Below are 24,629 nucleotides of genomic sequence, written 5' to 3'. Positions count from 1 at the left end.
CTTGGTCTTTCACGGGCCCGGATGGCCCTTTCGCGTGGTCAGTTCAACTCAAAAGGCGGCAGATCCCCGCGCGCGCCGGGATAGGCGGCGGCGCAGGCACAGGGTTCATCGAGCAGCGGGCCGAGGCGTGTCTCGCCGCCGGCGGCCGTCAGTTGCTCGGCCAGTTCATCGATGGCCCGGAGGGGCGTGGAGCGGCGCATGTGCCGCTCGAAGACCTCGCCCCCGGCGCGGCGGCGGTCGAAGGTGCGGTCGGCGATCCGCTCTTCCTTCAACCGGCTCACGGCCAGGCGGTGATCGCGGCACTGGGCGACGTGAAGCTCGGCATAGCTGCCCTCCTGCTCCCACCAGCCCGTCCAGGAGACCCAGCCGTCGCCGTGATCCATGTGGTCGGCTTCGCCACCGTGGGAGATATGGGTCGTGCGCTCGCACTCCGCGAGCGTCAGGGCGGAGGCGGGCGCGGCGCAGAGGAGTGCGCCGGCAAGGCCAAGCCCCGCCACCCCCGCCTTCGCGTGTCCCGTTCCGCTCATCTCGTCCCTCCGGGGCATCTTCGGCCCCTGTCGTCCTTGCGGGTCGGTCCGACCCCTTTTCCGTCATCCTCGGGCCCGACCCGAGGATCTCTCCGCGCGGGCCGCTCGGCCCGCGGGCGGGTCGGGGGCCTAGAGCCCCTGCCCCGGCTTCACGTCATGCACGTCCATCGCCTTCGCCGGGTCGCGCCACATCTGGTGCAGCACGTTCTGGCGCTTGACGTCCTTGCGGTGGCGCAGCGTGAGCGCGATCGCCCCGATCATCGCCACCAGCAGGATGAGCCCCGAAAGCTGGAACATCACGAAATACTTGTCGTAGAGCACGAGCCCGAGGGCCGAGGTGTTGAGTGTCGCCGGCGGCGGGATGGTGGCGAGGCCATCGGCCATCTCCACGCCCTCGGCCGTCTCCCAGACGCCGTAGGCGATGGCGAGCTGCATCAGCAGCACCACGCCGATCAGCCCGGCGAGCGGCACGTATTTCGCCATCTCCGCCTTCAGTTCCGCGAAGTCGACGTCGAGCATCATCACCACGAAGAGGAACAACACCGCGACCGCGCCGACGTAGACGATCACCAGGAGCATCGCCACGAACTCCGCGCCCAGAAGCACGAAGAGCCCCGCCGTCGACAGGAAGCACAGGATCAGCCAGAGCACCGAATGCACCGGGTTGCGCGCCACCACCACGAAGAGCCCCGCCGTCACCGTGATCAGCGCGAAGAGATAGAAGGCGAAATCGAGCACACTCATGCGTCGTCCTCCAGGACTTCGGTGGCGAGTTCCATCGCCTTGTTCATCGCGGGCAAGCCCCCGAAGAGCCCCATCAGGCCGATCGTCTCGGCGATCTCCTGCTTGGTGGCCCCCTGCTCGGCGGCCTGCCGCACGGTCATGCGGATCTGCGCCTCGGCCTGCGCCCCGAGCACCGTCAGCCCCGCGAGGGTCAACAGCATCTTGGTCTTCGCGTCCAGCCCCTCGGGGTTCATCCCCTTGCCCATGAACTGCTCCACGACCTCGCCCGGCATCGTCGGCCAGAGCTTTTCGAACCCCTTGGGCGTGAAGCTCTCGAGCGCGGGGTTCATGGTCTTGGCCATGTCCTGCATGTGGCCCATCCAGGCCGCGAAGGGGTTCTTGTCGGTCATCGGTACGGCGCGTCCAGTTCGAGGTTCTTGGCGATGACCGCCTCCCACCGCTCGCCGTTGTCGAGGAGTTTCTCCTTGTCGTAGAAGAGCTCCTCCCGCGTCTCGGTTGCGAATTCGAAGTTCGGGCCCTCGACGATGGCATCGACCGGGCAGGCCTCCTGGCAGAAGCCGCAGTAGATGCACTTCGTCATGTCGATGTCGTAGCGCGTCGTCCGGCGCGAGCCGTCCTCGCGCGGCTCGGCGTCGATGGTGATGGCCTGCGCGGGGCAGATCGCCTCGCAGAGCTTGCAGGCGATGCAGCGCTCCTCGCCATTCGGATAGCGGCGCAGCGCATGTTCCCCGCGAAAGCGCGGCGAGACGGGCCCCTTTTCGTGCGGGTAGTTCACCGTGGCCTTCGGCCGGAAGAAGTACTTCAGGCCGAGCTTCATACCGGCCCACATATCGGCCAGCAGGAAGTATTTGACGGACCGGTTCCAGTCGATCTGGGTCATCTCACGCCCCCATCGCATAGCGGGCCCAGAAGGAGCCCAGGATTTCGAACTTCGCCAGGAACGCCACCAGCACGACCCAGCCGAGCGAGAACGGCAGGAAGACCTTCCAGCCGAGGCGCATGAGCTGGTCGTAGCGGTAGCGCGGCACCACGGCCTTCACCATGGCGAAGAGGAAGAAGAAGAACGCCATCTTGCCGACCATCCACCACGGCCCGTCCGGCAGGAACGGGATGGGCGAGAGCCAGCCGCCGAAGAAGAGAAGCGAGATCAGCGCGCACATCAGGAAGATGGCGATGTACTCGCCCGCCATGAACAACAGGAACGGCGTCGAGGAATATTCCACCTGGTAGCCCGCGACGAGCTCGGATTCGGCCTCGGGCAGGTCGAAGGGCGGGCGGTTCGTCTCGGCGAGGGCGGAGATGAAGAAGAGGAACACCATCGGCAGATGCGGCAGCCAGTACCAGCCGAAGAAGCCGTAGGCCGTGTCCTGCGCGGCGACGATGGCCCCGAAGTTGAGCGAGCCCGTCGACAGGATCACGCCGATGATGATGAGGCCGATGGAGACCTCGTAGGAGATCATCTGCGCCGCCGACCGGAGCGAGCCGAGGAACGGATACTTCGAGTTCGACGCCCAGCCGCCCATGATGACGCCGTAGACCTCCAGCGAGGAGACGGCGAAGACGTAGAGGATGGCGACGTTGATGTCGGCCAGCACCCAGCCCTCGTTGAAGGGGATCACCGCCCAGGCGATCATCGCCAGCACGAAGGAGATGAGCGGGGCCAGCATGAAGACGAAGCGGTCCGCGCCCGCCGGGATCACGATTTCCTTGAAGACGTACTTGGCCGCGTCCGCGAGCGTTTGCAGCAATCCCCAGGGCCCGACCACGTTGGGCCCCCGGCGCATCTGCACGGCGGCCCAGATCTTGCGGTCGCCGTAGACGAGGAACAGAAGCGAGATCATCACGAAGGCGACGACCGCGAGGGTCTGCGCCAGGATGATCAGCGCGATGCCCGGTCCCGATGCAAAGAAGTCTGCCATGTCACGTCCTCATACGGTCGGGATGCCGCGCGCGCGGCAGTCGTCGACCGCCACTTCGGCATCAATCGTCTTCAGCCCCCGCGGGAGGCTCGGCGACACGGTGTAAACCGCATCTCCGCGCCAAACGCCACCCTCTTCGACCACGTTTGTCCGCACCTGGCGGGCAAATCCGAAGCCCCGGATGAGCGCGTATTGCGCCGCCGCGCACTCGGCGTAGTCGACCACGTCCTGCCCGTCGCGCGCACCTTCCATCGTGACGAGGAAGTTGACGAGATCGCCCTCCAGCAGCCGCGTCTCGACCCCGCGGTAGTCGGGGCGGAAGACGTCGACCACGGGCGTCTCGGCGCTCTGACAGGCGGCGAGGCCCGCCGCGCCCGCCACGGCGAGGGCCAGGCGCATGGGTTATTCCGCCGCGATCGGCGCGTCCTCGCGCGCCCGGGCCAGCTGCGACAGCTCCGCCATGAGCTGCGACGCGCGGGCCACGGGGTTCGTGAGGTAGAAGTCGCGCACGGTCGTGCCGAAGTCGCCCTCGCCCAGCTTGGGCCGCTCGCCCATGGGCGCGAAGCTGTTCACGGCCACCTGATCGAGTTCGCCCAGTTCCGGCGCGGCCTCCACGAGCGCGCGTCGCAGCTGCGCAAGGCTGTCGAACGGCAGCTGGAAGCCCACCTCCGCCGAGAGCGCGCGCAGGATGGCCCAGTTTTCCTTGGCCTCGCCGGGCGCGAAACCCGCGCGCAGGGCCAGCTGCGGCCGGCCCTCGGTATTGACGAACAGCCCCTGCTCCTCGGTCCAGGCGGCCCCGGGCAGGATGACGTCGGCGCGATGCGCGCCCCGGTCGCCATGGCTGCCCTGGTAGATGACGAACTTGCCTTCGGGGATCTCGATCTCGTCGGCCCCGAGGTTGTAGATCACATCCGCCTGCAGCGCGGCATCGATGCCGCCCTCGGCCACGCAGCCCGCGTCCATCGCGCCCACGCGGCCCGCGGCGGTGTGCAGGATCAGGAGCCCCGACCGACCGGCCTCGGCCAGCGCGGCGACATTGGCCAGCACCTCGGCCCCGTCCTCTCCGGTCAGCGCCCCCATGCCCAGCACGATGACGCTCGGCACGTCCACGTTCGCGGAATGATCCATGTCGAGAAGCGCGGAAAGCGCCTTGCGGCCCGTCCCGATCTCCTGGACGTCGTAGGTCAGGTCGGTCGCCGCGCCGATCCGGGCCACCGTGGCGCCGCGCAGCCAGGCCTTGCGGATCCGCGCGTTCAGCACCGGGGCCTCCTGCGCGGGGTCCGTCCCGATCAGCAGGATATGCTCGGCCGTGTCGATGTCTTCGACGGCCGCAGTGCCGGCGTAGGCCGCCCGCTCGGTCCCGAACTTCGCGCCGTCGGTGCGGCACTCGGTCACGCCGCCCATCTTGTCCATCAGCTGCCGCAGGGCGAAGGCCGCCTCGGTCGGGACGAGGTCACCGACGAGCCCGGCGACGCTCTTGCCCTTCATCGCCGTCGCCGCGGCATCGAGCGCCTCGGGCCAGGTCGCGGAGACGAGCTTGCCGTCGCGCCGGATGTAGGGCCGGTCGAGCCGTTGCCGGCGCAACCCGTCCCAGACGAAGCGGGTCTTGTCGCTGATCCATTCCTCGTTGGTGCCGTCGTGGTTGCGCGGCAGGATGCGCATGACCTCGCGGCCCTTCGTATCCACCCGGATCGAGGCCCCGAGGGCATCCATGACGTCGACGGTCTCGGTCTTCGTCAGCTCCCAGGGCCGGGCGGTGAAGGCATAGGGCTTCGACACCAGCGCGCCGACGGGGCAGAGGTCGATGATGTTGCCTTGCAGGTTCGATTTCAGCGTCTCGCCCAGATAGGACGTGATCTCGCTGTCCTCGCCGCGCCCGGTCTGGCCCATCTGGGTGATGCCCGCGACCTCGGTCGTGAAGCGCACGCAGCGGGTGCAGGAGATGCAGCGCGTCATATGCGTCTCGACGAGCGGCCCGAGGTCGAGGTCGACGGCCGCGCGCTTCGGCTCCCGGAAGCGGGAGAAGTCGACGCCATAGGCCATCGCCTGGTCCTGCAGGTCGCATTCGCCGCCCTGGTCGCAGATCGGGCAGTCGAGCGGGTGGTTGATGAGCAGGAACTCCATCACCCCCTCGCGGGCCTTCTTGACCATCGGGCTGTTCGTCTTGACGACCGGCGGCTGGCCTTCCGGCCCGGGGCGCAGGTCACGCACCTGCATCGCGCAGGAGGCGGCGGGCTTCGGCGGGCCGCCCACGACCTCAACGAGGCACATGCGGCAGTTCCCGGCGATCGACAGGCGCTCGTGATAGCAGAACCGGGGGATCTCGATGCCGACCTGCTCGCAGGCCTGGATCAGCGTCATCTCGCCCGGAACCTCCACTTCGGTCCCGTCGATCACGATTTTCTTGAGGTCGGCCATGGCGGTCGCTCCGGTCTTCAGCGCGTTTGCCGCTACCTAGCCCGGTCGGCCGCCGGAGGCCAGTGGGGGAAAAGCCGCAGGCCCCCGGAATGTCGGGGGCCCGCGCCGCTCATTTCTCGTACATCAGCCGCCCGATGGTCGACTCCTTGGCGATCTCGGCGCGGGCGACGCGGCAGACGCTCGCCGGGTCGTCGGTCGAGGCCCCCTGCTGCGCGAGCCATTGCCGCGCCTGGGCCTTCACCCGGTCCTTCTCGGCGTCGTCCTCGACATAGGCGCGGATCTCGCCCGCCGAATACCCAAGCCCCCGCGCCCGCGACACGAGCGAGTTGAGCATCAGGAGCGACCGCGTCCGCCGTTCGCCCAGATCGGGGCAGGTATCGCCGATGATGTCCCCGATGGCGGCGACCAGCACGCCGTTCGCGATCTGCGGATCGTTGCGCAGCGCGTCGTAGCGGTCGGCGGCGGCCGGCGCGGCAAGGGCCAGCGCGACAAGGGCCGGAAGGGCGGAGGAACGGACGGACATGGGCAACCTCGGGTGTTTCGAACTTGCCCCGAGATGTGCGCCCGACCCGCGGTTATTCAATATCGGCCCGGCGGTCGGCGATGGCATCGGCGGTCCCTCGCGCGTCCCGCGAGCCCTCAGCGCGTGACGCAGGTTCCCGTCAGCACGAGCGCGCCGCTGTCGTCGAGCGGGATCTGCTCGACCTCCCGATCGGGCCCGGCGGTCCAGACGATGTCGGAGCCACCGAAGCGGCGGATGCAGTATTCCACCGCCTCCACGCGTCCGGCCTCGGCCGCGGCCGAGAGGCTGCGCCCCGCGCCGCGCGTGACCGTCTGGAAGGAGCGGTTGTCCTCGCTCACGGCCGAAACCCGGGTGCGGAAGCGGATGCCGGCGATCTCGCTCTGGGAGCCGCGCAATCCGCCGCCGCCGCTGAAGGGCCCCGAGGCCCCGGAGGACAGGCTGCCCAATGTGCCGCATCCGGCAAGCGCGAGCGTCGCGCCGACAACCAGAACCGTGACCTTCATTCTTCGACCTCCAAAAGGAGGGCCCCGATCTCGGACCCCTCGGAAATTTCCCGCAGACCGGCGGCACAGACCGCCTCGGCCCCCGCGCCGTCGGCCAGATCATGCTTCGCAAGGAAGGCGTCCTGCAAGACCGCGATGCGATCCGCCGGATCCTCCATCCGCTCGACCAGGTTCTCGGCGGTGAAGCCGTCCTCTCCCAACCGGTCGAGCACGCGGCCCGTCTCGGCCGACATGGCCCCGGGGTTGATCGAGAGCGTCGCGCAATTGACCGCAAGGATCTGCGCCGTCGAGGTCGCCATGGCGGAGGCGACGAAATAGTCGGGTGCCGGCACCTTCGCGGCGGTCTCCTGCGCGGCGGCCGGCAGGGCCAGCAGGACGAGGGGCAGCGCGCGGATCACAGCGCGAAGGCCCCGAAGACCGCCAGGAGCGCCAGCCCGAGGCAGCAGAGCAGCCCGACGAACCAGCAGGCGGAGCGCGCCGTCTGGTTCTCGGTGCCAATGTGGACGGCCGCCATGGCGATGCGCGAGACGAGGAACAGCGACGCCAGCAGGTTCACCCAGAAGGGCGACGCCCCCACGAGGATCGCCGCGAGCGTGGCGGCGACGAATGGTCCTGTGATTTCGATCGCGTTGCGGAACGCGCGGCTGCGGCGGTAGGCCGGGTCGGAATAGTCGCGCACCGGATGGCCGCTCTCGGTCCGGCCGCGCGGTTTGCCGGCCACCGACACGGGGATGAGCACCAGCATCACGATGGCCCAGCCCCCGAGGGCGGCGAGCGCATGGGCATAGGGCGCGAGCGCTTCGGTCATCGCACCCTCCGGGGCGCGGTGGCGGGGGGCGTGGCGGTCATCGGCTGTCCTATTCGGCGGCGACGGCGGGGCGCGGCGTGCGCTTGTGCTTGATGCGGTCCTCGATCTCGTCGCGGAAGTGGCGGATGAGGCCCTGGATCGGCCAGGCCGCCGCATCGCCGAGCGCGCAGATCGTATGGCCCTCGACCTGCTTGGTCACGTCGAGCAGCATGTCGATTTCCTCGACCTCCGCCTCGCCCTTCACCAGCCGGTCCATGACCCGCATCATCCAGCCCGTCCCCTCGCGGCAGGGCGTGCACTGGCCGCAGCTCTCGTGCTTGTAGAACTTCGCCAGACGCCAGATCGCCTTGATGACGTCGGTGGAGTTGTCCATCACGATCACCGCCGCGGTGCCGAGGCCCGACTTCTGCTCGCGCAGGTAGTCGAAATCCATGATCGCATCGCGCATGTCGCGGCCGGGGATCATCGGCACCGAGGATCCGCCGGGAATAACCGCCTTCAGGTTGTCCCAGCCGCCCCGGATGCCGCCGCAATGCGTCTCGATCAGTTCCTCGAAACTGATCGACATCGCCTCCTCCACCACGCAGGGCCGGTTCACGTGGCCCGAGATGGCAAACAGCTTCGTGCCCGCGTTGTTCGGACGCCCGAAGCCCGCGAACCATTCGGCCCCGCGGCGCAGGATGGTCGGGACGACGGCGATGCTCTCGACGTTGTTCACGGTCGTGGGGCACCCATAGAGGCCCGCGCCCGCCGGGAAGGGCGGCTTCATGCGGGGCATCCCCTTCTTGCCCTCCAGGCTCTCGATCAGGGCGGTTTCCTCGCCGCAGATATAGGCCCCCGCGCCGTGGTGCAGGTAGAGGTCGAAGTCCCAACCGGACTTCGCCGCGTTCTTGCCGATGAGCCCGGCCTCGTAGGCCTCGTCGATGGCGTTCTGCAGCGCTTCCTTCTCGCGGATGTATTCGCCGCGGATGTAGATGTAGCAGGCATGCGCCCCCATCGCGAAGGACGCGATCAGCGCCCCCTCGATCAGCGTATGGGGATCATGGCGCATGATCTCCCGGTCCTTGCAGGTGCCCGGCTCGGATTCGTCTGCGTTGATAACCAGGTAAGCGGGACGCCCGTCGCTCTCCTTGGGCATGAACGACCACTTGAGCCCCGTGGGGAAGCCCGCGCCGCCGCGCCCGCGCAGGCCGCTCGCCTTCATGATCTCGACGATCTTGTCGCGCCCGAGGCCGATCAGGTCCTTCGTGCCGTCCCAGTGCCCCCGCGACTGCGCGCCCGCGAGCGAGCGGTCGGCCATGCCGTAGATGTTGGTGAAAATCCGGTCCTGGTCTTGCAGCATCTGGTCACTCCTTCTCGCGGCGCAGCCGCCAGATCATCACGGTCTCGTATATCGCCCAGCCCATCGCCACCAGCGCGACGGAATCCCCGAAGCCCATCACCCGGCGCGACAGGTCGTACTGCGCGCCCAGAGCCTGCAGGATCCCCCAGCTGAGGAAGACGCCGACGATCACCATCGCCACGCGGGCGGAACGTTTGGCGATCGCCACGTCTCGGTCGGAGGGGCCAGTCATGTCGGCCCCTCTTCAACAGCGCGGGCGGGATGCCGTCAAGCGGTCCCGGTGCCGCAGCGCCCGCCAGGGCTCAATAGACGCCGCCCTTGTCGACGCGCTTGGAGAATTCCGTCTCCTCGCCCGCGGCCAGCGCCTTCGCCTGCGCGACCCATTCGTCGCGCGTGACCCGGCCCTTGAACCCTTCGAGGTTGCGGTCGACCCAGGCGATCTCCGCGGGCGTCCAGCCGGCGATCTGGTCGAAGTGCCAGAAGCCGAGGGCATTGCAGAGCTTCTCGAGCTTCGGGCCGACGCCCTTGATCCGCTTGAGGTCGTCCGCCCCGCCGTCCCGCGGCGCGTCGAGGGTGGCGGGCTTCGTCTCGCTGCCCTCGGGCACCGCGGCGGCGGCGCTGGCCTCGGCGCTCGGGGGCGCGGCGGCGGGGCTCTCGGGCGTCGCGGCGACGGGGGCCTCGGCGACGGCAGCGGTCGACGCCGCCTCCGCCGCGCGCCGGTCTTCGGCCGATGCCGCGCCTTCGCCGGTGGGCGTGCCCGTCGCGGCGGGCGCGGTGGCGGCGGCCGATCCACCGCCCATTCCCGCGGCCCCGCTCGCCACGCTCGCCGCCTCGGTCGCGTTCGGCGCGCTCCCGCCCGTGGACGCGGGCGCGCTCGCGGCACCGGCGCGGGCAGAGCCGCCGGTCGCTCCCGAGCCGCGCGCGACCGTCGGCGCGGCGACGCTGCCCGGCGGCGGCAACTCCCGCCCGAAGATGATCGTGAACAGGATGATGAGGATCGCGGCGATCGCCAGCCCGCCGAAGAAGGCCGCGGACCAGCTCAGATCACCCATGATCCGGAACAGAAGGAACGCGATGAGGCCCGCCAGGCAGGCGATGCCCCAGCTGATGGCGACGTTGCCCATCGTCATGTCGGAATGTTTGCGGTTGCCCATAGATCAACTCCCCTAGGTCGGGGAACCGATCTCAGTAGACATCCCCCTTCTTCACGCGCGAGGAGAACTCGGTCTCTCCGCCCTCGGACAGGAGTTTAGCCTGTTTGACCCATTCGTCACGCGTCGCGCGCCCGCGGAAGCCTTCGAGGTTCTGATCGACCCAGGCCAGCTCCCGCTCCGTCCAGTTCGCGATCTGGTCGTAGTGATAGAAGCCGAGGGAATTGCACAGCTTTTCGAGCTTCGGCCCGATCCCCTTGATCGCCTTCAGATCGTCGGCCTTGCCCCCGCGCGGCGCGTCGAGCCCGGCCGGTTTCGCATCGTCCGACACGGGGGCGGCCGATTCGGACGTGGCCTTGCCCTTCGATTTCGGGGCGACGCTGCCTTCGTCGGGCGTGCCCTTGGCCGTCGCGTCCGAGCCGCGGACGTTGGCCTTGCCGTCGCTCGCGTCGCCCCGGCTTCGGTTCGCGGGGGCGGCCCCGGCGACCTTGCCGCCCTGGTTCCCGTCCGGCCCGTCGGGCGGCAGCATCGGATCGCGCGCCGCGGCCGTCGCGTCCTCGTCGGCCTGGTTCGCCTTGCCCCAGGGAGCCGCGAGCGGCACTTCGGTGCCGTCGATCCGCTTGATCGTGTCGCCGATGTCGGTGGCCAGCGCGACCGAGGCGTTCTGGTCGTGGACCTTCGCCTCCGCCTGCGCCGTGAGCGAGGTCACCCCCTCGAGCGGCTCCGAGGTAAAGCGCCCGTTCTGCGGCCCGGGGACCGGCACCTCGCCCGCGCGGAACTGGTCCAGCATCTCCGAGAAGCGCTCGGCCGTCAGGTCTTCGTAGTAGTCCTTGCCGATCTGGGCCATCGGCGCGTTGGCGCAGGCCCCGAGGCACTCGACCTCTTCCCAGCTCAGTTGCCCGTCTTCGCTGATCTGATGTGGCTCTGCGGCGATCTTCTCCTTGCAGACCTCGACGAGATCCTCCGCGCCGCAGATCATGCAGGAGGTCGTGCCGCAGATCTGGATATGGGCGGTCTTTCCCACGGGTTGCAGCTGGAACATGAAGTAGAAGGTCGCCACCTCCAGCGCCCGGATATAGGCGAGGCCCAGCATCTCGGCCACATGCTCGATCGCGGGCCGCGTCAGCCACCCCTCCTGCTCCTGCGCGCGCCACAGCAGCGGGATGATCGCGGAAGCCTGACGCCCCTCGGGATACTTCGTCACCTGCGCCTCCGCCCAGGCCTGGTTGGCGGGCGTGAAGGCAAAGGTCTCGGGTTGGTCTTTGTGGAGTCGGCGGAGCATGTAGGGTCTCGCAATCAGGGAACTTGGTCAGTCGATCCGACCGATTTCTTTCATCTTGGCCAACAGGTCGCGACACTGCGGTGTGTCGGCGTAGCCGAGGCTGACCGTGACGGCCTGATACGGGCACCACTCATCCGACGTTGCGTCAGCCGGCTCGGACATGCCGTAACCTTTGGCGACAAACTCGTCCAAAGGTATCGCGTTTTCGGCCCACAATAGTAGTAGGCCCTCGGGCACGTCGCTCTCGTTCTGCGCCGTCACCGGCACCGCCAGACACGCGACCAGGAACGCTGAAAGGACGCCGCCCCTCACCTGTCGATCTCCCCGAACACCACGTCGAGCGTCCCGATGATCGCCGCGACGTCGGCCAGCTGGTGGCCCTTCGTCACGTGGTCCATCGCCTGCAAATGCAAATACCCCGGCGCGCGCAGCTTGGCGCGGTACGGCTTGTTCGTCCCGTCCGACACCATGTAGACGCCGAACTCGCCCTTCGGGGCCTCGACGGCCGCATAGACCTCACCGGCGGGCACGTGGAAGCCCTCGGTATAGAGCTTGAAGTGGTGGATGAGCGCCTCCATCGAGGTCTTCATGTCCGTCCGCTTCGGCGGCGTGACCTTGCCGCGGGCCAGGATATCCCCCTGACCCTCGGGCGCGCGCAGCTTCTCGATGGCCTGCTGCATGATCCGAACCGACTGCCGCATCTCCTCCATGCGGACGAGGTAGCGGTCGTAGCAATCGCCGTTCTTGCCCGTGGGGATCAGGAAGTCGAACTCGTCGTAGCACTCGTAGGGCTGCGCGCGGCGCAAATCCCAGGCGAGGCCGGAGCCGCGCGCCATCACGCCCGACATGCCCCATTCCATCACCTCGTCTTCCGAGACGACGCAGATGTCGACGTTGCGCTGCTTGAAGATGCGGTTCTCGGTCAGCAGGCCGTCGATATCGGACATGACGGCCGGGAAGCTCTCGCACCAGGCCTCGATGTCGTCGAGCAGCTCCGGCGTCAGGTCCTGATGCACGCCGCCGGGGCGGAAATAGGCCGCGTGGAGCCGCGCGCCGCAGGCCCGCTCGTAGAAGACCATCAGCTTCTCGCGCTCCTCGAAGCCCCAGAGCGGCGGCGTCAGCGCACCGACGTCCATGGCCTGCGTCGTCACGTTCAGGAGGTGGCTCAGGATGCGCCCGATCTCGCAGAAGAGCACGCGGATCAGCTGCGCTCGCCGCGGCACCTCGATGCCCGTGAGCCGCTCGATGGCCAGACACCAGGCGTGCTCCTGGTTCATCGGGGCGACGTAGTCGAGCCGGTCGAGATAGGGCAGGTTCTGCAGGTAGGTCCGGCTCTCCATCAGCTTCTCGGTGCCCCGGTGCAAGAGACCGATATGCGGGTCGCACCGCTCCACGATCTCGCCGTCGAGTTCGAGGACGAGGCGGAGAACACCATGCGCCGCCGGGTGCTGGGGTCCGAAGTTGATGTTGAAGTTACGGATCCGCTGCTCGCCGGTCAGGGCGTCCTCGTAACCGCGCGGGGACTGGTCGCCGTCCATCATGTCGTTCCTCCTTCGGGAGCATACATCGCCCGCACCTCGGCCCCCGTCAGAGACACGAGATCACCGGCCAGGGCGTAGCTGTCGGGCTTGTCGTCGACAAAGATCTGTCGGGTCACGGGGAACGCCCCGGGCGTATCGAACGCGTTGAGCGCGATGACCTCGCGCCCCGCATCGCCCCCCACGGCGCGCCAGAAGAGGTTCGCGCCGCAGGTGCCGCAGAAGCCACGCTCGGCCCAGTCGCTGGAGCGGTAGACCTTGATCGGCGCACCCTCGTTCCAGGTCACGTCGGAACAGCCGACGGCAATGTTGATGCCGCCGGCGACCTTGCGACACATGCCGCAATGGCAGGCACCCGCCTCCTGCTCGTCGGGCGTCGCGGTGAAGGTGCAGGCCCCGCAGAGGCAGGATCCGGTGAGGGCGTCGCTCACTTCGCCTCCCCCTTCTCATCCCCCGGCAGCACGTATTCCGCGCCCTCCCAGGGGCTCATGAAATCGAACTGCCGGTACTCCTGCGTCAGGCTGACGGGTTCGTAGACGACGCGCTTCTGCACCTCGTCGTAGCGCACCTCGGTATAGCCCGTGGTCGGGAAGTCCTTGCGCAGCGGATAGCCGCGGAAGCCGTAGTCCGTCAGGATGCGGCGCAGGTCCGGGTGGCCCGAGAAGAGCACGCCGAACATGTCGAACACCTCCCGCTCGAACCAGTTGGCCGAGGGGTGGATGCCAGTGATCGACGGCACGATCTCCTCCTCGCGCACGTAGGTCTTCACGCGGATGCGCTGGTTTCTGTACATGCTGAGGAAATGATAGACGACGCAGAAGCGCCGCTCGTCGCCCGGATAGTCGATCGCCGTGATGTCGACGAGCGAGGCGAAGCGGCATTGCTCGTCGGTCTTGAGGAAGTCGATCAGCGCCGGAATGTCCGAAGCCGTCGCCTCCAGCGTCAGCTCGTCCAGCGTGATCGCATGGGAGGAGACGAGATCGCCCTGGCGCAGCTCGATGTGGGCGGCGAGTTCCTGGAGTTGTTCGGTCATCACGGATCCCCTCAGCGCACCAGCGTCCCGGTCCGGCGGATCTTCCGCTGGAGCTGCAGAAGGCCGTAGAGCAGCGCCTCCGCCGTCGGCGGGCAACCCGGCACATAGAGATCGACCGGCACGATCCGGTCGCAGCCGCGCACGACGCTGTAACTGTAGTGGTAATATCCGCCCCCGTTCGCGCAGGAGCCCATCGAAAGCACGTAACGCGGCTCGGGCATCTGGTCGTAGACCTTGCGCAGCGCGGGAGCCATCTTGTTCGTCAGCGTCCCCGCCACGATCATCAGGTCCGACTGACGCGGGGAGGCGCGGGGCGCGGTGCCAAACCGCTCCATGTCGTAGCGCGGCATGGCGGTGTGCATCATCTCGACCGCGCAGCAGGCCAGGCCGAAGGTCATCCAGTGGAGCGAGCCGGTGCGCGCCCAGTTGATGATGTCTTCGGTCGAGGTCAGCAGGAAGCCCTTGTCCTGAAGCTCGCGGTTGAGAAGCTGGGTGGCGTGCTCCTTGTCGCCGCCCGCCGTGTTCAGTCCGGTCTGCACGCCCATGGCTGCCGCTCCTTCGGGTGTCTCGCCGGGGCTCGCCGCCCCTTCGGGCCCGGGTCTATCCCTTGCCCCCGTGGGGGTCAACGCGACCTCGTGTCAGATGTCGTGTGAAACGGGCCGATTTCCAGCCCCCGGCCCTGCGACAGATCGCGGCCCTACGGCAATGACGCATATTTCGGGCGGTACGAGGCCGGGAAGCGCCCGGGGGTCGGAGGTCATGCAACCTTCCCCCGGGCCGAAGATGCGGGGGCATCTCCCTGCACGGTCATCGGCTCTCCAGCCTATACCGCGCGTCCCATCTGGCACGCCGTGGCTTAAGATGTGGTGAAGGGCGCTCTTCCTGCCGGAAATACTCCGCGGGGCGCGGGGGTGCGAAACCCCCGCCCGACCCGCCGGGGCGCTATTCCCAGTCGAGCGCGCCCTTCTTCCATTCGTAGGCGAAGCCCACGGTCAGAACGGCGAGGAAGACCATCATCGACCAGAAGGCGGTCATCGAGATCTCGGCGAAGCTCACCGCCCAGGGGAAGAGAAAGGCGATCTCGAGGTCGAAGATGATGAAGAGGATCGCCACGAGATAGAACCGCACGTCGAACTTCATGCGCGCGTCGTCGAAGGCGTTGAAGCCGCATTCGTAGGCCGACACCTTCTCGGGGTCGGGCGCGCGCACCGCGATGATGGCGGCGGCGAGGATCAGGACGAGGCCGAGGCCCACGGCCACCCCGAGGAAGATCAGGATCGGCAGGTATTCACGCAGCATCTCGTCCATGGGGCCTCCGTCGGTCGGTCACCTTCGCTTTAGGCCGGGCGCGCGCGGGCGTCAACGCGCCCGGTCGCCGGGGGCCAACGGCGCGACCGCGTGACGCTGAAGGCCCATGAAGGTCATCTTGACCCAGGCGGGCGGCCGGCCGGCCACGGCGACACGGCACCATTGCTGCGGCGTGTCGCAGACGTCGATGGGTCCGCCTTCGCCGGGGCGCAACTCGCCCACCACCGCCGTATCCGTCCCCGGCCCGGCCCGCAGGTTGACGAGACCGTCGGTGACGTTCCGGAACGGCTCGGTCGTCGAGAAGATCATCGGGGCCGCAGTGCCGGGCGGCGGCGTCGCCGGGCGCCGCGGGTCCACGCGCTCCACCGCGTCGAGCACCGACCCCGGCAGCGGCCGGCCCGGACCGTCGAGCGGCGAGCTCTCGATCTGCGGCGTGGTGCGCGGCCCGAACGGATCGGAAGTCGCGAGCGCCGAGCCCTGCGGGACGAGATCGGTCGTGTCGACCCAGCCGACCCGCGCGCCGACCGTCAAGAGGCACCAGCGCCCGTCGAGGTCGCACCGCCCCTCCGCGCCCGTCTCGCCCGGGCCGAGGACGTGGAGCATGGGGAACTGCTGCCCCGGACCGGCCCGCATGGCGACGCCGAAGGCCCCGGTGTTGCGTAGCTGATCGGCGGCCGCCGCCATCGCCGGCAGCATCAGGATCAGAAGGGCGAGGAGGCTGCGAAGGGCGGCGGACATGGAAACCTCGGTGTTGTGCGATAGGGTCAACGGCGCAGGGCGGTCGCGAGTTCCGTGACATCGGCGGCGTCGATATGCGATAGCGCCCGGCGCAGCGTCCGGCCCGCGCGCGGCGGCAGATGGGCACCCGCGACCTCCGCGTCGGCCTCCGTCGCTCCGAGCACGAGCGCCATCGCATGGGCCCGGCTCTCCTGCCCCAGATAGCCCTGCCAGCCCGCGTCCTCCGCCCCGCCGAGCTGCAACACGCCGCAGCCCGCCGCGATCACGGCGAGGTCGGTCATCGGCTCCTCGGCCTCCGCCCCGCCGGGCCAGTCGCGGGTGGACCGGTGCAGCCGTTCGTGCACCGCCTCGTGCGCCAGCGTCGAGAGGAAGACGAGCGGCCGCGCGCGCATCATCTCGGGGTCGTAGTGGACGACCGACGCGCCCGTCCCGTCCGATTGCCAGCTGCCGCCGACCTCGCCGAGCGCCGTCGGATCGTACCGCCACTGGGCCGCGACGCGCTGGAGCGGGGCCATCTCGACCGCCACGTCCCCCAGCCCGAGAAGCCGCAGCACGTCGCCCATCAACCCCTCGGCCAGCACTTGATCGTCCGGCCCCGCGCGCGTCGGGAAGAAGGCCGAGGTCGGCAGGACGAGCGGCGTATCGCGCCGCAGGATCCCCGCGCCCGCGCACCACAGAAGGCCGTCGAGCAGCCAATCCTGCATCTCGGCAGAGACGGGGGCGCGGCGCAGGCCGAACATTCAGAGCATGTTCAGAAGCGCCACCGACGGATCGCCCGTCGCGGCCAGTCCCCGCGACCGCTGGAAGGCGGCGATGGCGGCCCGGCTCTTCGGGCCGATCACCCCGTCGTCGCCGTCGGTGTCGAAGCCCGCCGCCGTCAGCTTGCGCTGCAGCTGCTGCCGTTGGTCGATCGTGAGGCCGTAGCGGTCGGGGCCGAAGGCCTGCCGCAGCGGCCCGCCCCCCGCGATCCGGTCGGCCAGGTGGCCCACGCCGAGGGCATAGGAATCGGAGTTGTTGTAGCGCTTGATGACGCGGAAGTTCGGCCCCGTGCGGAACGACGGCCCGCCCCGGTCGGGCGTCAGGTTCCCGTTCGCGTCCTCCACCGCCCAGCTTGCGCCCGCCTGCCAGCCGGCACCGCGCAGGTAGGCCGCCGCAGAGGCCAGCGCGTCGGTCGGATCGTCCGACCAGATGTCGCGCCGCCCGTCGCCGGTGAAGTCGACCGCCGATTGCAGGTAGGACGTCGGGATGAACTGCGTGTGCCCCATCGCCCCGGCCCAGCTGCCGGTCATGCGCGCGGGCGTCACGTCGCCCGACTGCAGGATGCGCAGCGCCGCGACCAGCTGCTTCTCGAAGAAGGCACCGCGCCGACCGTCGAAGGCCAGCGTCGAGGTCGCGCTGATCGTCGGGATGTCGCCCCGGCGCGTGCCGAAGTTGCTCTCCACCCCCCAGATCGCCGCGACGATCTCGGCCGGCACGCCGTAGCGGCTCTCGATCGCCTGCAGGGTGCTGCGGTGGCGGGCGAAGGCCGCGCGCCCCGCCTGCACCTTCCGCTCGGGCGCGACGATAGCGATGTAATCCTCGAAGCTGCGACGGAATTCCGTCTGGTTGCGGTCGCGCGCGATGACGCCGGGCACGAAACCCTGACCGCGGAAGGCGGCCTCGATCACGTCCGCCCGGATGCCGGCGGACCGCGCACGCCCCTTGAAGCCCTCGACCCAGGCCGACCAGCCGGCGGTCGCTCGCGGCACGAGTTCGGGATCGGCCTGGCGCAGGCTCGGCCGCGAAGACGTGGCGGGCGCATCGGCGCAGGCCGAGAGCGGCGCTGCGGCGAGCATCAGGGTGAACGAGCGTCGGGTGAACATGCCTGCGGATCCTTCTGCGAGGGTTTGCGCGCAGTCTAGCGAAGCCGCCCGACCCGGCCAAGCGATACCGGCGGCGCGGCGGCGACGATCCGCCCGGGCACCTACCCCGCCCAGCGCGGCTTGCGCTTGTCGAAGAAGGCCCCGACGCCCTCCGCGGCCTCGCCCCCCTCCCAGCGCGCGGCGAGCGCGCCGACCGTCGCCGCGATGGTCGCCTCGTCGATCACCGGCCCGAGGCTGCGGGCCAGCCGCTTGGCATCGGCCACCGCCCCCGGCGCGCAGGAGAGATAGGGCACGACCTCCGCCTCGACGGCGGCGTCCAGGTCTTCGACCGGCACCACCTTCGACAGGATGCCCAACTCCACCGCCTCCGCCGCGTCGAACCGGCGCGACGACATGAAGACCCGCCGCGCCCGCCCCTCGCCCATCCGCGCGATCACATAGGGCCCGATCGTCGCCGGGATGAGGCCGAGCCGCGTCTCGGTGAGGCCCAGCTTGGCCGTCGCCGCCCCGACCGCCACGTCCGACACGCAGCAGAGGCCCACGCCGCCCCCGAAGGCCGCGCCGTTCACCCGTGCGATCAGGGGTTTCGGCAGCGTGTTGAGCGCCTGCAGCATCCCCGCGAGCCGCCGCGCCTCGGTGGCGCGTGCGGCCGGGGCCGCGTCGAACTGCGCCCGCATCCAGCGCAAATCGCCCCCCGCGCAGAAGGACGCCCCCGCCCCGGTCAGCACGACGACGCGGCTGTCGTCCGTGCCAAGCTCGGCGGCGAGCGCCGTCAGCTCGTCCATCATCCGCGCCGTCAGCGCGTTGTGCGTCTCCGGCAGGTTCAACCGGATCGTGACGACACCCCGGTCGTCGCGGCTCACGTCAAGGGTCTCGTGGGTCATTCCGTCTCTCCCGGCATCCGTTTTCCCGCCCTGCGGCGGTCCTCGTAGATCCAGACCATGCGGTCGCAGAACCAGACCTTCGGCAGGACCGTCAGGATCAGCCCGAAGACCGTCCAGTCCGGCCAGAGCTGCCACAGCCCGACGGCCAGCACCACGAGCCCCGGCACACTGGCCCAGGACAGCAGTTTCGCCATCCGCACGTGATGCGACGCCACCTCGCCCCGGTGGTCGATGAAGATGCGCTCGCCCATCACGCCCTTCGAGCCCCAGTTGTCGCCGTCGTAGTCGCGCGAGAAGACCCGCGGGTTCAACCACATCCACCCGAGCGCCAGCGCCAGCGGCAGGAGCGCGCCCCAGCCCAGCCAGACCCGGCTCCAGATCGCCAGCACGATCAGCGGCAGCACGGTGAAGCGCGTCGCCACCGACCAGGGGTTGCCGTGGCGCGCCCAGGCGGCCGCGTCCATCGCCATGAACCGCTCCGCCAGGCGAAAGACGTCAGCCACCGCGCATCCCCCGCGCCATCTCCGCCGCCTCGGCCACGACGCCCGCATCGAGCCCGGTCGCATGGCCCGCCGCCGTCAGATGGGCCAGCAGGGCCTCGGTCGCCACGTTGCCCGCGGCCCCCGGCGCATAGGGGCAGCCGCCAAGGCCCCCGACCGCCGCGTCGAACACCCGCAGGCCCCGGGCTAGTGCCACTTCCACGTTGTCGAGCGCCCGGCCCGACGTGTCGTGGAAATGCCCGGCGAGCCGCGCCGCCGGCATCTCGCCCAGCACGGCGTCCAGCATATTGTCCACCGCGTCGGGCGTGCCGCGCCCGATCGTGTCGCCGAGGCTCACCTCGGAGCAGCCCAGATCGCGCAGCGCCGCCGCCACACGCGCCACCTCGCCGGGCGGGGTGGTCCCGTCGAAGGGGCAATCCGTCACGCAGGAGACGTAGCCGCGCAGGGGCACGCCATCGGCACGGGCCGCCTCGGCCAAAGGGGCGAAGCGCGCAAGGCTCTCGGCAATGGTCGCGTTCAGGTTCGCCTTCGAGAACCCCTCGGAGGCGGACGCGAAGACCGCCACCTCGTCCGCGCCCGCCGCCCGCGCCCCCGCGTAGCCCTTCATGTTGGGCGTCAGCGCCGCGTAGGACACGCCCGGCACGCGCGCCATCCCCGCCATCACCTCGGCCCCGTCGGCCATCTGCGGCACCCATTTGGGGCTGACGAAACTCGCCACCTCGATCCGCCGGAAGCCAGCACGCGACAGCAGGTCGATGAGAGCGACCTTCTCCGCCGCCGGGATCCTCCGCTTTTCGTTCTGCAGCCCGTCGCGGGGGCCGACTTCAAAGATCTCGACCGTCTCGCGTCCCGTCATCGGGCACCTCCACCGTCACCCGCACGCCACGCGCCCCGCGCTTTCGCGGCCCCGCAGGGGCCACGGTCACGGCGCGCCTCGAAGATCTCGACCGTATCAGACATCCGGCACCTCGTAGAAATCCTGTCCGTAGAGGCCCGCCCCGTCATCCGCCGCCTTGAAGGCGTCGCGGGCCTCCAGCCGTGCCATCCAGGCCGCCATCTTCGGCCGGTCCCCGATCCGGTGGAACCGCCGCCCCATCAGCACGGCCTGACCCACCGCCACGTCGGCCGCCGAGAACTCCGACAGGAGCCAGTCACCCCGAAGCCCCGCCTCGACCGCGTCGAAGCACTTACCCACGCGCGCCGCCTCCAGCTTCATCACCGTGGGCGAGCGCATCCAGTCCTCGCGCAGCATCACGTGGGATTGCGTCAGCGCCGCCGCATGCTGGGAGATCGTCTCGGAGAAATGCACCCAGATCAGCCAATCCGCCCGCTCCGCCTCGCCCGGCGCACGGCCGAGCCGCCCGAAGCGCTCGCAGAGCAGCTCGATGATCGCCCCCGTCTCCCAGTAGGACCGCCCGTCCATCTCCAGCGCCGGCACGCGGCCCGCCGGGTTGAGCGCGAGGAAGGCCTCCGAACGCAGCGTCTTGTCGAAGGGCCAGGCCTTCACCTCGAAATCGACGCCCAGCTCGTGCAGAAGCCACAACACCCGTTGCGACCGGCTTTCGGGCACGTGATGCAATACGATCTCCGCCACGGTCCTCTCCTTCCTCTGGCCCGAAATACGCCCGGGGAGCGCGAGGGGGCTGGCCCCCTCGCACGGGGCTCTCCCGGCGCTACTCCTCTTCGAGCCGCACGAGCGGCGCGCCCGCCTCGACCTGATCGCCCGCCGCGGCTAGCACCTCGGCCACCGTCCCGTCGCGCGCGGCCGTGAGCGTGTGCTCCATCTTCATCGCCTCCAGCACCGCGAGCCGGTCGCCCGCCGCGACCTCCGCCCCCGCCGTGACGTAGACCGCCTTGACGAGCCCCGGCATCGGCGCCTCGACGACGCCCGAGCCGGCCCCGGCGGCCGCGGCCACGGCAAGCGGGTCGGGCACGGCGAAGGAATAGACGTTGCCCCAGAAGACATGGACGACGCCCTCGGCCCGCCCGATCTCCGCCCCGACGCGCGCGCCGTCGACGTGCCAGCCGCCGTCGCGGGTGACCTCGTGTTCGGTCTCGGCGATCGCCACCCGGTAGCGCCCGCCGCCGAGGCCCGTGACACGTGCCGCGATCTCCTCGTCGCCCCAGAGCAGTTGCGCCTGCCAGGTCAGCGGCACCCAGAGATGCAGCGCCTCGCCCCCCTGCCCCTGGTCGAGCCCCAGCGCCGCCAACGCGGCGATCGCCCGCGTGCGCGAACACGGCACCGGCCGCGCGGCCAGCGCCTCGACGTCGCGGTCGATGAGCCCAGTGTCGACCTCGCCCGCGCGGAAGCCCGCGTGCTGCGCGAGGCGACGCAGGAAGGCGAGGTTCGTCACCGTCCCCGCCACCTGCGTCTGCGAGAGGGCCTGTTCGAGCGCAAGGAGCGCCGTCGCCCGCGTCGGCCCGTGGGTGACGAGCTTGGCGATCATGGGGTCGTACCAGGGCGAGATCGCATCGCCCGCGCGCACCCCCGTCTCGGCCCGCGCGCCCTCGGGGAAGCGTAGATGCGTGAGCGTGCCCGTCTGCGGCAGGAACCCCGCCGCCGCGTCCTCGGCGTAGAGCCGCGCCTCGAAGCTGTGGCCGGTGATGCCGAGATCGTCTTGGCGCGCGGGTAGCCCCTCGCCGGAGGCCACGCGCAGCTGCCACTCCACGAGGTCCACCCCCGTGATCGCCTCGGTCACCGGGTGCTCGACCTGCAGGCGGGTGTTCATCTCCATGAAGTAGAACCGGTCCGCGCGCAGCCCCTCGGAGGCATCGACGATGAACTCCACCGTGCCCGCGCCCGCATAGCCGATGGCCTCGGCCGCGCGCACGGCCGCATTACCCATCGCCTCGCGCATCTCCGGCGTCATGCCGGGGGCCGGGGCCTCCTCGATGACCTTCTGGTGCCGTCGCTGTAGCGAGCAATCCCGCTCGAAGAGGTGGACGGCGGAGGTGCCGTCACCGAAGACCTGCACCTCGATGTGGCGCGGCGTCGTCACCCATTTCTCGATCAGGACATGGGCGTTGCCGAAGGCCTTCTGCGCCTCCGACTGGGCGGCGTCCAGCGCGTCGGCAAAGTCCTTCGGCGCCTCCACCTTGCGCATCCCCTTGCCGCCACCGCCCGCGACCGCCTTGATGAGGACCGGATAGCCGATGGCCTCCGCCTCCCGCGCCAGAGCCTCGGGCTCCTGCCCCTCGCCCTGGTAGCCCGGCACGACGGGGACGCCCGCCTCCTCCATCAGCGCCTTGGCCGCGTCCTTGAGGCCCATCGCCCGGATCGCCTTGGCCGACGGCCCGATGAAGACGAGCCCCGCGGCCTCGACCGCCTCCACGAAGTCCGGGTTCTCGCTCAGGAAGCCGTAGCCCGGATGGATCGCCTGCGCGCCCGTGGCCTGCGCCGCCGCGATGATCGCGTCGCCCCGAAGGTAGCTCTCGGCCGGGGCCGCGCCGCCGAGGCTCACGGCCTCGTCCGCCATCTCCACGTGCCGGGCGCGGGCGTCCACGTCCGAATGGACGGCCACGGTGCGAACGCCCAGCCGGCGGCAGGTGTCGATCACCCGGCAGGCGATCTCGCCCCGGTTGGCGATCAGGATCTTCTGAAACATCGGCTTGCCCTCCCGGGCCGCTCGGGGCCCGCTTTCCCTTTCTCCCGTCCTGCGGCAGGCTGCGCCGCATGACCGGAAACATCTACGATCCGGCCTTCGTGGCCGATGTCTTCGACCGCTGCTCGCCGGCCTATCGCCGCTGGAGCATGGCCGCCTCCTTCGGGGTGATCCACCGCTGGCGCGCGCAATGCGTGGCCGCGCTCGACCTGCCGCGGGACAGCACGGCGCGGGGCGTCGACCTCATGGCCGGCACGGGCGAGATCTGGCCGCATCTGCTGCGCCGGTTTCCGGGCGTCTCGGTCACGGCGATCGACATCTCGCCCCGGATGCACGCGGAGGCGATGGAGCGCCTGCACCGGGATCGCACGGACCGCATCGCCCATCACTGCGCCAACTGGCTCGAGAGCGATCTGCCCGATGCCTCGGCCGGATTCGCCGTCTCGACCTTCGGGCTCAAGACCTTCGATGCCGGTCAGCATCGCACCTTCGCGCGCCAACTCGCCCGCGTGCTGGAGCCCGACGCGCCCTATGCGCTGATCGAGGCGACGGACCCGGTCGGCTGGTCGCTGCGCCCGCTCTACCGGCTGCATCTCGACGGGGTGCTGCCGCTCGTCGAGCGGATCGCGCTCCGGGGCGCGCAGGATTTCTCGATGATCGGCACCTATACGCGCAACTTCGGCACCGGCGAGACGGTCATCGATGCGCTGCACGCCGAGGGGCTCGCGCCGAAGGTGACGCGCCTCATCGGCGGATGCGCGCTTCTGCTCTCGGGCCGCGCGCCGGGTTAGGGCCGACTTCATCGCGCGCCCTCCCCCAAATCGAGGTGGCAGGTGACGAAGTCCGGCAACGGCCACGCGTCGTAGTCCATCCCCGTCAGCCGCCCGCCCGTCCGCCCGCGCCAGGCATGGCGGAACAGGTCGATGTGCAGGACGATCTCCAGGTCCCGGAGGGCCGCGTCGACGCGGGTCTGCGTTTCGGTGATGGCGGCCTCGAGCTGCTCCTCGTCGCTCTTGCGTCGCAACATCCCCGGCAGGGGTCGCCGCCCCCAAAGCGCCTTGCCCGCCTGCGTCGCCAGCAGAAGCAGGACATTCGCCGTGAGAGTCGAAGCAAGGCCGATCAGGTCGGTTGGTGCGGGCAGCCAGCCGAACCAGCCCGCCTCGCGCCCCTTCTCCTGCGCCAGTTGCAGACGTGCGGCCTCGAACTCCCGCGCGAAGGATTGGCGGAAGCGACGCGCGAAGAGGCGGCGCTCCAGATCCGCACGCCCCGACCAGACCTTGAGGACGGGCCGCACAAAAAGACCCGAGCGCGCGCGTTCTACGAATTGCTCGAAGTCGAAGATGAAGAAATAGTCGTCCGGATCCGCAGAGTTGTGGACGACATACACGGGTATCTCGACCTTCTGCCGCAATTCCGGCAGCGTAAGTTGCGGGATCCATTCGGTCGCGCCGTGGAGGATGCGGCGGATCATGGGGCACAATCCTCCACCACCCGGAACCGTTCGCAGAGCAGCATCATGTCCGCGGACCAGCCGCCGTTGCGCTCGAAATAGGCGCGATGATCGCGGCGCCAGCCGTCGAGCGTGTCGTTCTCGCCCTCGGCCAGCATGAAGGCCTCGTCCACGGCGTCGAAGCGGCGCTCCGTCACCTCGGTCGTCTCGATCACCACGACGGGACGCCCTTCCCAATCGGTCGCGACGTCGCGGCGCCCGACGACGGGCCGCGACGGATCGTCGGGCGGATAGTCCCGCAACGCGCCGCAGGTCGCCGTCTTCCGGCCCGCGACCACGAGGCGCAGCAGCAGGTCGCAAAGTTCAGGACTATCGCCGAAGCGAAAGGACTGCGCGCCTGGATGGCGGCCGAGTATCTCCTCCAGCGTCGCCATAGCCTAGCGCTCAACCATCGTGCGCCGCACCCGCGCGGGGAAGAGGTGTCGTCTGTGTTCGCA

32 protein-coding genes are annotated in these 24,629 nt (G+C 69.7%); 1 reads left to right on the top strand and 31 read right to left on the bottom strand.

Translation table 11 applies throughout. The features are described 5' to 3' along the window. Window positions 1-38: 38 nt before the first annotated feature. The 29 genes from HSX43_RS02345 to HSX43_RS02205 form a co-directional block, all read right to left on the bottom strand. Window positions 39-527, bottom strand: a complete 489-nt coding sequence (locus tag HSX43_RS02345; RefSeq protein WP_179378471.1) for a hypothetical protein — start codon at window positions 525-527, stop codon at window positions 39-41. A gap of 129 nt (window positions 528-656) precedes the next feature. Then, window positions 657-1,271, bottom strand: coding sequence for an NADH-quinone oxidoreductase subunit J (locus HSX43_RS02340; protein WP_179378470.1), 615 nt, complete (start codon window positions 1,269-1,271; stop codon window positions 657-659). Further along, complete coding sequence (locus HSX43_RS02335) at window positions 1,268-1,660, bottom strand: carboxymuconolactone decarboxylase family protein (protein WP_179378469.1); 393 nt, start codon at window positions 1,658-1,660, stop codon at window positions 1,268-1,270. The genes HSX43_RS02340 and HSX43_RS02335 overlap by 4 nt, the downstream gene beginning before the upstream one ends. After that, complete coding sequence (gene nuoI / locus HSX43_RS02330) at window positions 1,657-2,151, bottom strand: NADH-quinone oxidoreductase subunit NuoI (protein WP_179378468.1); 495 nt, start codon at window positions 2,149-2,151, stop codon at window positions 1,657-1,659. Before nuoI ends, HSX43_RS02335 begins: the two co-directional genes overlap by 4 nt. Window position 2,152: 1 nt before the next feature. After that, complete coding sequence (nuoH, locus tag HSX43_RS02325) at window positions 2,153-3,190, bottom strand: NADH-quinone oxidoreductase subunit NuoH (RefSeq protein WP_179378467.1); 1,038 nt, start codon at window positions 3,188-3,190, stop codon at window positions 2,153-2,155. A gap of 9 nt (window positions 3,191-3,199) precedes the next feature. After that, entirely contained in the window at window positions 3,200-3,589 is a 390-nt protein-coding gene (locus tag HSX43_RS02320; protein ID WP_179378466.1) for a hypothetical protein, read from the bottom strand. Between the two features lie 3 nt (window positions 3,590-3,592). Next, on the bottom strand, window positions 3,593-5,608 hold the full coding sequence (gene nuoG / locus HSX43_RS02315) for an NADH-quinone oxidoreductase subunit NuoG (RefSeq protein ID WP_179378465.1): 2,016 nt from the start codon (window positions 5,606-5,608) through the stop codon (window positions 3,593-3,595). A 109-nt stretch (window positions 5,609-5,717) separates the two neighbouring features. Next, window positions 5,718-6,131, bottom strand: coding sequence for a DUF5333 domain-containing protein (locus HSX43_RS02310; RefSeq protein WP_179378464.1), 414 nt, complete (start codon window positions 6,129-6,131; stop codon window positions 5,718-5,720). A gap of 116 nt (window positions 6,132-6,247) precedes the next feature. Continuing rightward, window positions 6,248-6,634 (bottom strand): hypothetical protein, encoded by a 387-nt coding sequence (locus tag HSX43_RS02305; protein WP_179378463.1) that lies wholly within the window; start codon window positions 6,632-6,634, stop codon window positions 6,248-6,250. Next, entirely contained in the window at window positions 6,631-7,032 is a 402-nt protein-coding gene (locus HSX43_RS02300) for a DUF5333 family protein (RefSeq protein WP_179378462.1), read from the bottom strand. The genes HSX43_RS02305 and HSX43_RS02300 overlap by 4 nt, the downstream gene beginning before the upstream one ends. After that, on the bottom strand, window positions 7,029-7,442 hold the full coding sequence (locus HSX43_RS02295) for an MAPEG family protein (RefSeq protein ID WP_179378461.1): 414 nt from the start codon (window positions 7,440-7,442) through the stop codon (window positions 7,029-7,031). Before HSX43_RS02295 ends, HSX43_RS02300 begins: the two co-directional genes overlap by 4 nt. A gap of 49 nt (window positions 7,443-7,491) precedes the next feature. After that, window positions 7,492-8,784, bottom strand: a complete 1,293-nt coding sequence (gene nuoF, locus HSX43_RS02290) for an NADH-quinone oxidoreductase subunit NuoF (protein WP_179378460.1) — start codon at window positions 8,782-8,784, stop codon at window positions 7,492-7,494. Between the two features lie 4 nt (window positions 8,785-8,788). Next, window positions 8,789-9,016, bottom strand: coding sequence for a DUF5337 family protein (locus HSX43_RS02285; protein ID WP_179378459.1), 228 nt, complete (start codon window positions 9,014-9,016; stop codon window positions 8,789-8,791). 70 nt (window positions 9,017-9,086) lie between these two features. After that, a complete protein-coding gene (locus tag HSX43_RS19535; protein ID WP_235962447.1) occupies window positions 9,087-9,938 on the bottom strand; it encodes an NADH:ubiquinone oxidoreductase in 852 nt (283 codons plus the stop codon). A gap of 31 nt (window positions 9,939-9,969) precedes the next feature. Beyond that, on the bottom strand, window positions 9,970-11,217 hold the full coding sequence (locus tag HSX43_RS02275) for an NADH-quinone oxidoreductase subunit E (RefSeq protein WP_179378458.1): 1,248 nt from the start codon (window positions 11,215-11,217) through the stop codon (window positions 9,970-9,972). A gap of 27 nt (window positions 11,218-11,244) precedes the next feature. After that, window positions 11,245-11,529, bottom strand: coding sequence for a hypothetical protein (locus tag HSX43_RS02270; protein ID WP_179378457.1), 285 nt, complete (start codon window positions 11,527-11,529; stop codon window positions 11,245-11,247). Next, a complete protein-coding gene (locus HSX43_RS02265; protein WP_407929355.1) occupies window positions 11,526-12,755 on the bottom strand; it encodes an NADH-quinone oxidoreductase subunit D in 1,230 nt (409 codons plus the stop codon). The genes HSX43_RS02270 and HSX43_RS02265 overlap by 4 nt, the downstream gene beginning before the upstream one ends. Further along, a complete protein-coding gene (locus HSX43_RS02260) occupies window positions 12,755-13,186 on the bottom strand; it encodes a GFA family protein (RefSeq protein ID WP_208454441.1) in 432 nt (143 codons plus the stop codon). Before HSX43_RS02260 ends, HSX43_RS02265 begins: the two co-directional genes overlap by 1 nt. After that, window positions 13,183-13,788 carry an NADH-quinone oxidoreductase subunit C gene (locus HSX43_RS02255; RefSeq protein WP_179378455.1) on the bottom strand — a complete coding sequence of 202 codons (606 nt, stop codon included), beginning with the start codon at window positions 13,786-13,788 and terminating at the stop codon, window positions 13,183-13,185. The genes HSX43_RS02260 and HSX43_RS02255 overlap by 4 nt, the downstream gene beginning before the upstream one ends. Window positions 13,789-13,799: 11 nt before the next feature. Beyond that, entirely contained in the window at window positions 13,800-14,333 is a 534-nt protein-coding gene (locus HSX43_RS02250; protein WP_055084349.1) for a NuoB/complex I 20 kDa subunit family protein, read from the bottom strand. Between the two features lie 397 nt (window positions 14,334-14,730). After that, a complete protein-coding gene (locus tag HSX43_RS02245; protein WP_179378454.1) occupies window positions 14,731-15,096 on the bottom strand; it encodes an NADH-quinone oxidoreductase subunit A in 366 nt (121 codons plus the stop codon). A gap of 51 nt (window positions 15,097-15,147) precedes the next feature. Next, on the bottom strand, window positions 15,148-15,834 hold the full coding sequence (locus tag HSX43_RS02240) for an SH3 domain-containing protein (RefSeq protein ID WP_179378453.1): 687 nt from the start codon (window positions 15,832-15,834) through the stop codon (window positions 15,148-15,150). Between the two features lie 26 nt (window positions 15,835-15,860). After that, complete coding sequence (locus HSX43_RS02235) at window positions 15,861-16,574, bottom strand: hypothetical protein (protein ID WP_179378452.1); 714 nt, start codon at window positions 16,572-16,574, stop codon at window positions 15,861-15,863. After that, entirely contained in the window at window positions 16,575-17,696 is a 1,122-nt protein-coding gene (locus tag HSX43_RS02230) for a lytic murein transglycosylase (protein WP_179378451.1), read from the bottom strand. 101 nt (window positions 17,697-17,797) lie between these two features. Continuing rightward, window positions 17,798-18,580 (bottom strand): crotonase/enoyl-CoA hydratase family protein, encoded by a 783-nt coding sequence (locus tag HSX43_RS02225; RefSeq protein WP_179378450.1) that lies wholly within the window; start codon window positions 18,578-18,580, stop codon window positions 17,798-17,800. Beyond that, window positions 18,577-19,083: a DUF6653 family protein gene (locus HSX43_RS02220; protein WP_328794956.1), complete on the bottom strand. Its 507-nt coding sequence runs from the start codon at window positions 19,081-19,083 to the stop codon at window positions 18,577-18,579. Before HSX43_RS02220 ends, HSX43_RS02225 begins: the two co-directional genes overlap by 4 nt. Continuing rightward, window positions 19,076-19,936, bottom strand: coding sequence for a hydroxymethylglutaryl-CoA lyase (locus HSX43_RS02215; RefSeq protein ID WP_179378449.1), 861 nt, complete (start codon window positions 19,934-19,936; stop codon window positions 19,076-19,078). Before HSX43_RS02215 ends, HSX43_RS02220 begins: the two co-directional genes overlap by 8 nt. 96 nt (window positions 19,937-20,032) lie before the next feature. Further along, entirely contained in the window at window positions 20,033-20,674 is a 642-nt protein-coding gene (locus tag HSX43_RS02210; RefSeq protein WP_179378448.1) for a glutathione S-transferase family protein, read from the bottom strand. Window positions 20,675-20,753: 79 nt separating this feature from the next. Beyond that, window positions 20,754-22,685, bottom strand: a complete 1,932-nt coding sequence (locus HSX43_RS02205) for an ATP-binding protein (protein ID WP_179378447.1) — start codon at window positions 22,683-22,685, stop codon at window positions 20,754-20,756. A 68-nt stretch (window positions 22,686-22,753) separates the two neighbouring features. Here HSX43_RS02205 and HSX43_RS02200 point away from each other — a divergent pair, with 68 nt between their 5' ends. Next, window positions 22,754-23,473, top strand: coding sequence for a class I SAM-dependent methyltransferase (locus tag HSX43_RS02200; RefSeq protein WP_179378446.1), 720 nt, complete (start codon window positions 22,754-22,756; stop codon window positions 23,471-23,473). Window positions 23,474-23,481: 8 nt separating this feature from the next. Here HSX43_RS02200 and HSX43_RS02195 read toward each other — a convergent pair whose 3' ends face one another. Continuing rightward, a complete protein-coding gene (locus tag HSX43_RS02195; protein ID WP_179378445.1) occupies window positions 23,482-24,153 on the bottom strand; it encodes a hypothetical protein in 672 nt (223 codons plus the stop codon). Beyond that, window positions 24,150-24,566, bottom strand: a complete 417-nt coding sequence (locus tag HSX43_RS02190; protein ID WP_179378444.1) for an ASCH domain-containing protein — start codon at window positions 24,564-24,566, stop codon at window positions 24,150-24,152. Before HSX43_RS02190 ends, HSX43_RS02195 begins: the two co-directional genes overlap by 4 nt. Window positions 24,567-24,629 lie beyond the last annotated feature (63 nt).

It is taken from the genome of Jannaschia marina (genome assembly GCF_013404595.1).
Lineage (GTDB): Bacteria > Pseudomonadota > Alphaproteobacteria > Rhodobacterales > Rhodobacteraceae > Jannaschia > Jannaschia marina.
This window is presented reverse-complemented; position numbering and strand designations above follow the sequence as displayed.